Annotated in this window: 9 protein-coding genes; 7 read left to right on the top strand and 2 right to left on the bottom strand. The window is 73.4% G+C overall.

The window, feature by feature from the left end; all coding sequences use genetic code 11:
- Positions 1 to 191 precede the first annotated feature (191 nt).
- The gene (locus ACFVIM_RS00865; protein WP_384297028.1) at positions 192 to 824 is read left to right on the top strand and encodes a hypothetical protein; all 633 of its coding nucleotides are present in this window, start codon (positions 192 to 194) and stop codon (positions 822 to 824) included.
- Positions 825 to 854: 30 nt separating this feature from the next.
- On the opposite strand, the gene ACFVIM_RS00870 is transcribed toward ACFVIM_RS00865, so the two are convergent.
- Positions 855 to 2,462, bottom strand: coding sequence for a tryptophan halogenase family protein (locus ACFVIM_RS00870; RefSeq protein ID WP_384297030.1), 1,608 nt, complete (start codon positions 2,460 to 2,462; stop codon positions 855 to 857).
- A 290-nt stretch (positions 2,463 to 2,752) separates the two neighbouring features.
- Between ACFVIM_RS00870 and ACFVIM_RS00875 the strand changes: the two genes are divergently transcribed.
- Positions 2,753 to 3,088 carry a hypothetical protein gene (locus ACFVIM_RS00875; RefSeq protein WP_384297031.1) on the top strand — a complete coding sequence of 112 codons (336 nt, stop codon included), beginning with the start codon at positions 2,753 to 2,755 and terminating at the stop codon, positions 3,086 to 3,088.
- Between the two features lie 68 nt (positions 3,089 to 3,156).
- On the opposite strand, the gene ACFVIM_RS00880 is transcribed toward ACFVIM_RS00875, so the two are convergent.
- Entirely contained in the window at positions 3,157 to 6,147 is a 2,991-nt protein-coding gene (locus ACFVIM_RS00880) for a BTAD domain-containing putative transcriptional regulator (RefSeq protein WP_384297033.1), read from the bottom strand.
- A 421-nt stretch (positions 6,148 to 6,568) separates the two neighbouring features.
- Between ACFVIM_RS00880 and ACFVIM_RS00885 the strand changes: the two genes are divergently transcribed.
- The 5 genes from ACFVIM_RS00885 to ACFVIM_RS00905 all read left to right on the top strand — a co-directional run bounded on the left by ACFVIM_RS00885 (position 6,569) and on the right by ACFVIM_RS00905 (position 11,010).
- On the top strand, positions 6,569 to 7,480 hold the full coding sequence (locus ACFVIM_RS00885) for a TauD/TfdA family dioxygenase (protein ID WP_384297034.1): 912 nt from the start codon (positions 6,569 to 6,571) through the stop codon (positions 7,478 to 7,480).
- Between the two features lie 228 nt (positions 7,481 to 7,708).
- Positions 7,709 to 8,599: a pyridoxal-phosphate dependent enzyme gene (locus tag ACFVIM_RS00890; RefSeq protein ID WP_384297036.1), complete on the top strand. Its 891-nt coding sequence runs from the start codon at positions 7,709 to 7,711 to the stop codon at positions 8,597 to 8,599.
- Entirely contained in the window at positions 8,593 to 9,597 is a 1,005-nt protein-coding gene (sbnB, locus tag ACFVIM_RS00895) for a 2,3-diaminopropionate biosynthesis protein SbnB (RefSeq protein ID WP_384297037.1), read from the top strand. The genes ACFVIM_RS00890 and sbnB overlap by 7 nt, the downstream gene beginning before the upstream one ends.
- On the top strand, positions 9,594 to 10,604 hold the full coding sequence (gene sbnA / locus ACFVIM_RS00900; protein WP_384297038.1) for a 2,3-diaminopropionate biosynthesis protein SbnA: 1,011 nt from the start codon (positions 9,594 to 9,596) through the stop codon (positions 10,602 to 10,604). The genes sbnB and sbnA overlap by 4 nt, the downstream gene beginning before the upstream one ends.
- 184 nt (positions 10,605 to 10,788) lie before the next feature.
- Entirely contained in the window at positions 10,789 to 11,010 is a 222-nt protein-coding gene (locus ACFVIM_RS00905) for an MbtH family protein (protein WP_384297040.1), read from the top strand.
- Positions 11,011 to 11,353: the final 343 nt, after the last annotated feature.

The following is an 11,353-nucleotide window of genomic DNA, read 5'->3' on the forward strand; positions in this document are numbered from 1 at the left end:
CGGCCGGTGACCGGGAGCCGCGCGGCAGCGGCTCACCCGGGGGCTTGCCCAACCGGCCCGGCGGAGCGAGGGTCTTGGGGGAACGACCGCCGGGGCGGAGGCTTCGGCCGGGGGCCGCGGGCGGAGGCTTCACGTAACGGCTTCCGGCGGGGCCATGGCGCGCACGACGTCGAGCGAACGAGGTGATGTGAGTGACGCAGGAGACCGGAGACGGCACGGACGCGGCACCCGGCGATGACCGCCCGGACGGGACCTGGCGGCCCTCGGGCGGCCCGGGTTCCCCCGGCCCTCATGCCCCCGACGGCCCTGAGGGCGCCGACGGACCCGGCGGACCCGGCGGACCCGGCGGCGGCAGCCGGTGGCGGACCCGGCGGCGGCTGCTGGCGGGCCTCGCGGTCGGTGTCGTCGCGGCCGTCGCCGTCGGTACGGCGCTCGTCCTCCGCGACGACTCCTCCGGTGCGGCGGCCGAGGGCGCCGGGCCCCCCGCCACCCTCGCCGTCGGCGCCGTCGCCTGCGCCCGGGTGATCGCCGAGGGGACCGTGGCCAGGACCGAGCCCCAGGGCGACCGGACCCGGGTGGTCCTCACCGTGAACCGCTACCTCAAACCGGCCAAGGGGCCCCGGGAGACGGAGTTCACCGTCCCCGGCACGGAGGCGGGCTACTTCACCACCGGGGACCGGATGCTGGTGAGCGTCCCCCGCTCGCCCGGCGGTCTCGTGCAGTCCTACACCGGCGCGGAGATCGCCCTGGAGTGGCAGCGGATGGCCGCCGAACTCCCCGGCACGCGCGGCACCTGCGACGGCACCGGGGCGGGGGCGCCATGATCGCCCCCCAGCCGAGGCGCCCCCGGGCCCTCAGCGGGGGGCGTGGAGGAGCCGGAGATAGGCATGGGTGCTGGGCAGGGTGTCCAGCAGGGTGCGCTGCTGGCGCTTGACCGAGGCGAAGAGGGACTCGGCGCCGATGACCGAGGCCGGGCGGTGCGCGAGGGCGGGCAGCGGGACGTCGGGGAGGACGCCCAGGCCCGCCAGGATGCAGTAGTAGCTGCCGTTCGTCCACGGTGAGCGGACAGGCGCGTCCGGGGCGTAGTACGCGGATTCGTCCGTGTAGGGGCCGTCGAAGGGGAGGCCCGCGCGGTAGGCGTCGACTTTGTCCTGGACGCCGTGCGGCAGGGAGAGCCGTTTGGCGGCCCGCCAGAACGGGGTGTCCTCGCGCGGGGCGTGGTGGAAGTGCGCCTGGAGGAAGTCGCGGGCCTCGTCGAACATCGACCGGAACTCCGCGTTGAACCGGTCGATGAGGGCGGGCGCGTAGGAGCGGTCCGGGAAGTGCCGGGTGAGCTGGCGCAGCGCGGTGGTGATGAAGTGGAGGCCGGTGGGCTCCAGCGGCTCCAGCAGGCAGGCGGAGGCCCCGACGCCCACGACGTTCCTCACCCAGGCGCGTTCGCCCCGGCCGACCCGCAGGGGGATATGGGTGAGTGCGGTGGCGGCCGGGTCCAGGTCCCACAGGGCCAGGAGCTCGGCGGCGGCCCGCTCGCGGGTGGTGTGGCGGCTGGAGTGGACATAGCCGGTGCCGAACCGGCCCGGCAGGGGGATCTTCCAGGTCCAGCCCGCCTCCATGGCGATGGCGGAGGTGTAGGGCTCCACGCCGTGGACGTCGTCGTCGTGCGGGACGTCCGCGATGACGACGCTGTCACAGAGCAGCTGGTCACCCACCGTACGGAAGGGCTCTCCCATGGCCTCGTTGAGGAGTCGGCCACGGGAGCCGGAGCAGTCGACGAAGAGATCCGCCTCCAGCACCGTGCCGCTCGCGGTGCGCAGCGCCGAGACGAAGCCGTCGTCACGCCGGATGACCTGGTCGAGTTCGCCGGTGATCCGGGTGACGCCCAGGCAGGTGGTCGCGAAGCGGCGCAGGAAGGCGGTGAGCAGACCGGTGTCCAGGTGCCAGGCGTAGCGGGTGGCGGTGCGGCCGTCGAGCCAGCGCGGGGACTTCTTCGCGTCCATCAGCGGGGGTTCGCGGAAGCAGGCGTAGTCGAAGGGTTCGGTGGTGTCGCCGTCGTACGCGCGCTTGTACCAGTAGTGGGACAGCGGGGTCTGGTCGTAGTCGGGCAGCAGGCCGAACGGGTGGTAGAAGTGGTCCGGCGCGTGCGAGGGCAGGGTCCGGGCCTGCGGGCTGCCGGGTCCCTCGGTGCGCCAGTTGACGAAGCGGACCGCCATCTGGAAGCTCGCGTCGCACTCACGCATCCACTGCTCCTCGTTGACGCCGAGGAAGTCGAAGAACGTGTGCTGGAGGCTGGGTACGGTGGCCACGCCCAGTCTCGTGGGAGCGGTGGCCGCGTCGTCCAGGACCGTGATGTCGACCGTGCCCTGGAGCGCCTTGCCGAGGTAGGCGGCGGTCATCCAGCCCTCTGTGTCGCCACCGAGGACGACGATGCTCCTGATGCTCCGGTCGGCACGGCTGCGCGGCATAGATCTGTCTCTCTTCCGGATGGTCGGTGCTGAGCCCGCCCCAGGGTGGACCACGGGCCTTGCAGTTCTCTTGATGCCCGTACGGTCCGGTGCCGGGATCCGGACGCGGCCGGGCCGGGAGCCCGTACGGGGGGGGCACGGTCACCGGCCCGTGCCGAGCGGCGGCGCCCGCGAAATCGAAGCGATATCGGGTCGACAGCGCCGCTCCCTAACGTCTTTCCCATCGCCCCGGCCAGAGGCGGGAGCCGCCAGGCCCCAGGCCCCAGGCCCCAGGATGAGGAGAAACCGGTATGCGCAGCATGGGCACCGCTCTCGCCGTAGCACTCTCCGCCGTGACCGCGGCCTCGGCCCTGATGGTGTGCACGGCGGAGCCGGGCCCGGTGAGATCGATGTCCACGGCGTCGGTCCAGCACGGGACCGATCCCGAGGTCCCGTGGACGAGAGGCCGGGGCGAGGTGCCGTGGACCCGGGCCACGACAAAAGCCGTCGGGACGGAGGCGGAGCCGGAAGTGCCGTGGACCGGTCCGACGCCCCACGCGGTGGCCTCGGACGGGGTCGGCGCCCCCGGCGACCCGGGCGGCCCCGGCGACCCGCTGCCCCTCAAGCCCGAGGTGCCCTGGACCTGACCGACCGGACCTCCCGGCGGACCCGACCGATCCGACCGACCCGGCGGCTCCGGCCGTCCCCGCGGGTGTCAGCCGTCCAGGACGTCGATGAGGTCGCGTGGGGACAAGGGGCCGCCGGCCGTGACCACCCGGGTCAGGACCCTCGTACTCCGCTCCTGCCAGACAGGCGCGCGCAGTTCCTCGAACGCCGCCCGCGCGGCCTCCAGCAGACAGGCCGCCTCGGACGTGCCGCGCAGGGCGAGCGCACAGCCGAGGTCGGCCTCGATGCGGGCCTGGAGGAACCGGTCGGACACCTCCTCGGCCACCTCAAGGGCCTCGAGGAGCGCGGTCCGCGCGGTCTGCCAGGCGCCCCGGCGCCACCGGGCCTCGCCGATACCGCGCAGCGCGTGGGCCTCGCCGAGCCGGTCGCCGTCCTCCCGGGTGAGGGCGAGGACCTTGACGCAGATCTCCTCGGCGGCGGCCGGATCGCCCCCGCGCAGCAGGGCCTCGGCCAGCCGGTAGGTGTTCTGGGTCTCACCGCGGATACTGCCGGCCTTGCGGCTCATGGCGATGGCGTCCGTGCACAGCGCGATCCCCTCGGTCTGATTGCCCCGTTCCAGCTCCAGCTGGGCGAGCAGTCCCAGGGCATGGGACTCGCCCGCGGTGTCACCCGCCCGCTGGAACCCGGTCAGGGCCTCACGGGCGTCGCGCGTCGCTCCGTCGAGGTCACCGGAGAAGCGGGCGCACAGGGCCAGGTTGCGCAGGGTCACGGCGCGGCCGTGGATCTCGCCGTACCCGTCGAAGAGGGCGAGGGCCCGGGTGAGCAGGGGTCCGGCCTCCTCGTAGTGGCGCTGGTAGATCGCCAGGGTGGCCTGGGAGCGGAGCATCGTGGCCTCACCGAGGGTGTCGCCGGTACGGACGGCGGCGGCGAGCGCGTGCTCGGCGCAGGTGGCCCAGTTGTCGAGGTAGTTGTGGGCCTCGAAGAGGGTGGTGCTGTTCACCGTCAGGCCCCAGGCGTACGCGGCGGTGTGCTCCCCCGACGCGGCCTGCTTGATGACATCGCACAGGGCGACGCGTTCGGATTCGAGCCAGTCCATGGGGTCGGCCAGGAGTTCGTCGGTCAGCTCGGGGGCGAACGGGTGGGGGGTGACCCGGCCGTAGGAGACGGTGTGGTCACCCCCGTAGGTGCGGGTGCGGGCGGCGTCCGCGAGGCTGAGCCAGCCTCCGTAGGCCCGCTCCAGCGCGGCCGTGCGCTCCTCCTCGCTCTCCTCCTCCTGGGCGCGCTCCCAGGCGAAGAGCCGGAGCAGGTCCTGGAAGCGGTAGCGGGTCGCGGGACCCGGGGCGGGCGCGACCTCCAGCAGCTGGGTGTCGACGAGCTGCTCGATGAGGTCCTCCGCGTCCACGGCGTCGACGCCGACGAGAGCGGCCCCGACCCAGGAGGCGAAGTCGGGCACGCTGAGCAGTCCGAGCCTGCGGTAGAGCTCGCGTGCCCGCGGGGACAGGTCCCGGTAGCTGAGCCGGAAGCCCGCCCGTACGCCGCCTTCGCCGGGGCTGAGTTCATCCAGTCGGCGGCGCTGGTCCTCCAGCCGGGTGACCAGGTTCCGTACCGACCAGTGGGGTTTCGCGGCGAGGCGGGCGCCCGCGATCCGCAGGGCGAGCGGCAGCCGGTCGCACAGCACGGCGAGGCGTTCGGCGGCGCTGGGGTCGCCGACGATGCGGTCGGCTCCGGCGACCTCGGCGAGCAGTCCGGTGGCCTCCTGCGGGGCCATCGCGTTGAGCCCGAGGGAGAGGACGGCGTAGTCGCCGATCAGCTGGTCCATGAGGTCGCGGCCGGTGATGAGGACACAGCAGCGGCCGTTGCCGGGGAGCAGTGGCTGGATCTGGCGGAAGGAGCGGGCGTTGTCGAGGACGATCAGGACGCGCTTGCCGCCCAGCACACTGCGGTAGAGGGCGGCCAGCTCACCCGGGTCGGTGGGGATCCGGGGTCCGGGGACGCCGAGGCTGCGCAGAAAGCGGTCGAGGGCGATGGCGGGGGCGACCGGCGCGTCCATCTCGTCGTAGCCGCGCAGATCGGTGAAGAGCTGGCCGTCGGGGAAGCGCCCGGCGATCTGGTTGGCCCACTGGATGGCGAGGGCGGTCTTGCCCACGCCCGTGATGCCGCTGATGGCGGCGATGGTGAGGGGGGACTGGCCCAGGCGCTCATCGAGCATCCGGTCCAGGGCGCTGAGCTCCTTGGCCCGTCCGGTGAAGGAGGCGGAGGCGCTGGGAAGCTGGGCGGCGACATCGGTGACCGGCGCCGGGGAGGGGTTGACGGGCGGCTGGGTGAGTTCGGGCGAGTCGTTCAGGACCAGGTTGTGCAGCCCGGTCAGGATCGGTCCCGGCTCGATGCCGAGTTCGTCGATGAGGAGCCTGCGGCCCGCGCGGAAGAGGGCGAGGGCCTCGGCGCGGCGGCCGGAGCGGTACTGGGCGAGCATCAGATGGGCGCGGACCTGCTCCCGTAGCGGGTTCTCCCGGACCAGCGCGGTCAGTTCCGGGATCAGGGCGCGGTGGCGGCCGAGCTGGAGCCGCAGGGCGGCGTACTCCTCGTGGACGTTGAGGCGCAGCTCCTCCAGCTGGGCCGCCGCCCCCTGGACCCGGGGTCCTGTGACGCCCTCCAGGGCGCGCCCGCGCCATAGGGACAGCGCCTCGGCGTAGGCGTCGCAGGCGGCGGCGGTCGCGCCGCCACGGGCCAGTTCACGGGCCTGGCGGACGGTTTCCTCGAAGAGGACGGCGTCGATGCGGTGGCCCTGCGGATTGAGGACGTATCCCGGGTGCGAGGTCGCGATCAGATGGGCCGCGTCGGCGTCGTCCTTGAACAGCTTGCGCAGTCCGGCGACGCAGATGGCGATCTGGTTGCGGGCCGTGGTGGGCGCGCCCCCGGGCCAGACCGCGTCGATGAGGGTGTCCACGGACACCACACGGCCGGGCGACAGCAGGAGCATGGCGAGGACCGTGCGGCGGCGCCCTCCGCCCAGGTGGAGCGACTTACGGTCGGCTTGCACATCCAGCGGGCCCAGCAGGCTGAATACGACCTCTCGCATGCGCGCATCCCCCCTCGCTCAACACGTGCGCCAGCCCCCGGCAGGGGTGACATCTCGGCCAACGTTCACACGCGCTCCCCGGAGATTCCGCAGGGCTGCGGGAAGGTTGTCGGAAATCAGCTCTTCTCCGGCTGATGACGCATGCCGAGCCGGAAGGCATCCGGTGGCGGGACCCGGAACCGCCGTCCCGCCGTCGTCCGCACCGGAGTGCCGGAACGGTCCCCGGGCCGGTCGGCGACACGCGGACCCGCGTGGGCGGGCGGCCTCGCTCCCGACCCGCCCGGCGGTGTAGGAACCGCATAGATTTCGGCATGCTCCCCGGCCGAGCCTGTGGCGACCTGAGGTGAACCCGCGTGCGGAGATGAGGGATCCGACCATGCAGACCCCGGCCGATCGACGGACAGACATATGGGCTCCATGGGTGATCGCCGCCGACGGGGACGGCGGCCCGGACCGGCTCGCCGGGCAGCTCGCCGAGGCGGCCGGGGACGACGGCCTGGCACGGCTGCTGACCCGGCGCAAGGGCATCGTCCTGCGGGGCTTCGGCATCACTCCCGGGGAGCTGGACGGCGTCCTCGATCTGCTGCTGCCGAACCGGCTCGCCTATGTGCACGGCAACTCACCCCGTACCAGGGTCAGCGGGAACGTGTACACCTCGACGGAGTACCCGCCGGAGTTCACCATCTCGATGCACAACGAGATGAGCTACGCCCACCAGTGGCCCGCACGGCTGGCGTTCTACTGCGAGAAGGCGGCGGCGAGCGGCGGCGCCACCCCGGTCCTGGACGCCGCCCGCTGGCTCGGCTCGCTCGACGCGGAGGTGCGTGAGGCGTTCCGCGACGGGGTCCGCTACCTCCAGAACCTGCACGACGGCCATGGCCTGGGCAAGAGCTGGCAGGCCACCTTCGAGACGGAGGACCGCGACGAGGTCGACGCCTTCCTGTCGGGCACCGGGGCCGACTGGTCCTGGAAGGCCGACGGCGGACTGCGGGTCAGCCAGCTCCGCCCGGCGACGGTCCGCCATCCGCTCAACGGCACGGAGGTCTGGTTCAACCAGGCGGACCAGTGGCACCCGGCCGGGCTCGGCGACGACACCGCGGCCCAGCTGGCGGCGATCCTCCCGCCCGGCGAGCTGCCGCAGTCGGTGACCTTCGCCGACGGCGGCCCCATCCCCGCCGCGTACGTCGAACAGATCCGCGACCGCGGGCTGGCGAACGCCGTGGACATCGACTGGCGCGAGGGCGACCTGCTGCTGATCGACAACGTCCTGCTCGCGCACGGGCGCAGGCCGTTCACGGGCGGCCGCCGGGTCCTCGTGGCGATGTCCGGCTGAGAGGCGGGACGAGGCCGGACTCAACCCGCCTCAACCCGCCTCGACCCGGCCCGAATCGTCCGGCGCCGCCGCCCCCACGACGTCCGGCACGTCCCCCACCACGACGTCCCGCACGGCCGCCACCACAGCGTCCGGAATCCGGACGACATACGCGTATAGATGCTCAGTAGCTGACCGATAGGCGCCCCTCGCACCTTTGATCCTGCGAGCCAGAGAGGGAGTGACGGAGTGACCCAGGTCGTGTACCCCGGAATCGTCTCCACCATCGGCGACACCCCGCTGTTGGAGACCACCGGCCTCATCGCGGGGTTCCAGTCCCGTATCTACGTCAAACTGGAGCGCCACAACCCCGGCGGGAGCATCGAGGACCGTACGGCCCTCTCCCTCGTACGGACGGCGCTCCAGCGCGGCGCCGCCGTCCCGGGCAGTTCGCTCGCCGTGGAGATCTGCTCCCCCGAACGCGCGGTCTCCCTCGCCCAGGTGTGCCGCTACTACGGCATCGCGTTCCTCGCGCTGCTGAAGGGGGCGCCGGAGCCCTACCGCTCGCTGCTCACGGCCTACGGGGCGGACTTCGAGGTCCTCGCCCCGGGCACCGCCCACGGACGGCTCGCGCACCTCCTCGCCACCGACCCCCGCGCGCTCTGTCCGAGCTCCGGCGCGGGCCCCCGCGGGACCGGGGGCACCGGGGTTACCAGCGGGGACAGCGCCCTCATGCGGGAGATCGCCGAGGCGCTGGAGGGCCGGGTGGACCTGGTCCTGTGCGAGCTGGACCACCCCCGCACGCTGGGCGGCTGCGCCGAGTACGCGCGGACCCAGGGGCTGGCCACCACCGTCGTCGGGGTCGTCAGGGCCCCGGCGTCCCTGCCGTGCGGCCCGCTCACGGTCCCGTTCGGCGTCGACGAGGTGGTGCGGGTGCGCCCCGAGGACGCCGCCCGGATGCGCGGGCGGCTGCTGCACCGCGAGGGGCTGCTGGCCGACACGGCGGCCGGGGCCGGGGCGGCGGCGCTGCTGAGCCTGGCCCGCCGGATCCCCGCCGGATCGAACTGCGTCATCGTCTCTCCGTCCGGTGGTGACCGGTGCCCGGAGAACTTCGAGCATAAGGATGCGACTCCATGCTGATTCTGCGTCACGCCGATGTGAGAACCGTTCTCGACGGGCAGGAACGCCTGGTCACCGATGTGGTGCGACAGACCTACGCGGCCCATGACGAGGGTCTCACCGCGCTGCCGCACTCCCTGTTCCTGCGCTTCCCCGACGCCCCCCGGGACCGGATCATCGGGCTGCCCGCCTTCGTCGGCGGGGCGACGCCGTCCGTGGGAATGAAGTGGATCGCCTCCTTCCCCGGGAATCTGGAGGCGGGCCTGGAGCGCGCCAGCGCGGCGATCATCCTCAACGACCCGGCCACCGGGCGCCCCCAGGCCCTGATCGAGGGCTCGGTCATCTCCGCCCGGCGGACGGCGGCCAGCGCGGCCCTCGCCGCACGGCTGTTCACCGCGGAGGCCGACACCCACGGCGCGGCCCTGATCGGCTGCGGGGTCATCAACCTGGAGGTGCTGCGCTTCCTCCGGTCCGAGCTGCCCCCGCTGCGCGAGGCCACGGTGTACGACCAGGACCCGGACCGGGCCGCCGCCTTCGCCGCGCGCGCCACCGGCCTGCTCGGTCTGCGGGTCACCGTCGCGGACACCGCCGCCGAGGCCCTCGCCGCGCACCGTCTGGTGTCGCTGGCCACCACCGCGGGCGAGCCCCATCTCGATCTGGGCCCGCTCCCCACCGGCTCCACGGTCCTCCATGTCTCCCTGCGCGATCTGTACCCCGCGGCCATCCTCGCCGCCCAGAACGTGGTGGATGACGCCGACCACGTCAGCCGGGAGCGGACCTCCATCCATCTCACCGAGCGGGAGACCGGGGGCAGGGAGTTCATCGACGCCGAGATCGGGCGGGTGCTGCGGGACCCCGGCTCCTTCACCCGCGACCCCGCGCGGACCCTGGTCTACTCCCCGTTCGGTCTCGGTGTCCTCGATATCGCGCTGGCGGCCCGGGTGTACGCGGAAGCCTCGGCCAAGGGGCTCGGCCTCCCGGTCGGCGGCTTCCTGCCCGGGGAGACCGGACGCTCATGAGGCGCGGACACCGCGGCCCGGCCCAAGGGCTGCACGAGACCATAGGCAACACTCCTCTGGTCCTCCTGGACCGGCTGCTGCCGGACCTCGGGTCCCGGGTCCACGCCAAGATGGAGCACTTCAACCCCGGCGGCAGCATCAAGGACCGGACCGCGCTGCGGCTCCTCGCCGACAAGGTCGCCACGGGCGAGCTGGTCCCGGGGCGGTCGGTGGTGGTCGAGTCCAGCTCCGGCAACCTCGGGGTGGGACTCGCCCAGCTCTGCCGGAGCTTCGGGCTCCGCTTCCGCTGTGTGGTCGACGCCAGGACCACCGCGCGGAACATCGCCCTCCTGCGCGCCTACCGGGCCGAGGTGGAGGTGGTCACCGAACCCGACCCGCAGACCGGTGAGTTCCTGCCCGCCCGGCTCAGCCGGGTACGGGAGCTGACCGCGACGGTCCCCCACGCCTACTGGCCCGACCAGTACAGCAATCCGCTCAACCCGTTGGCGCACCACCGCACCATGGCGGAGATCGACGACGCCCTGGGCGGCCGGATCGACTACCTGTTCTGCGCGGTCAGCACGTTCGGGACGCTGCGGGGCTGTGCCGAGTACATCCGTGAACGCGGCCTGTCCACCACGGTGGTGGGCGTGGACGCGGCCGGGAGCGCCATCTTCGGCATCCCTCCGGGACCCCGGCTGCTGCCCGGTCACGGCGCCGCGATCCGCCCGCCACTGGCCGATCCGACCCTGGCCGACGAGGTGGTCCACGTCCCCGACCTCGACGCCGTCGTGGCCTGCCGCCGACTGGTGCGGCGTGAGGCGGTCCTCGCCGGTGCCTCCTCTGGCGCGGTCGTCGCGGCCCTGGAGCGGTTCGCCGACCGGATCCCGGCGGGCTCCAGCTGTGTGCTGGTCTTCCCGGACGGCGGCGACCGCTATCTCGACACCGTCTACTCCGACGCCTGGGTCACCCGGCACTTCGGTGCCGTCTCCCATCTCTGGGAGCCCCGGCTCACCACCTCCGTCTGACGCCGTCCGCCCGGTCATCCGCCGCCGACGGCGTCCGGCCGGCCGCGTCGGCCGGACCCGGACCCGGGCCCGGCCGACCCGCACCACACCGGCCCACCGGCCCACCGGCACCGTACGCACCGCCCCGCCGGGCGCGTCTGGCCGCCCGGTCCACGCCACCACCCCTTCCACCGAGGAGACACCCATGTCCGAAGAGCACTCCGCACCGGCCGAGTTCCGCGTCGTCCGCAACGACGAGGAGCAGTACTCGGTCTGGTGGACCGACCGCGATCTCCCGGCCGGCTGGTACGCGGAAGGCACCGAGGGCACCCGTGAGGCGTGCCTGGCGCACATCGACGAGATCTGGACCGATCTGCGCCCCGCGAGCCTGCGCCGCCGCATGGCGGAACAGGCCGCCGCCGTCTGACCCGTACCCGTGCCCCGTCCGGAGTCCTCGCCCGGCCCGGCGGGGACCGGCACCCCCGGCGGCCGTACCGGCCCACGGCCCTCCCCCGAGCCGTCCGTACGGCCGCCGGAACCGCACACACCCCGCACGCTCCCCCACGCCACCCCTACCGCCCACACCCGACCCGACATGACCACACCGCTTCCCCGGGGCCCGCCCGGCGATCCCACTCGGGAGTGTCGTCACAAGAGCGTCGTCCGCCCGGAGGACGGGCGGTGCGGCGCATGGCGCGTGCAGATGCAAGGCGGAGGAGGGAGTCCATGCGGTGGGGGTGCCCCCAGGCTCCGCCCAGGGGCACCGCCAC

Source organism: Streptomyces sp. NPDC057638 (genome assembly GCF_042800315.1).
In the GTDB taxonomy this organism is placed as follows: Bacteria; Actinomycetota; Actinomycetes; order Streptomycetales; family Streptomycetaceae; genus Streptomyces.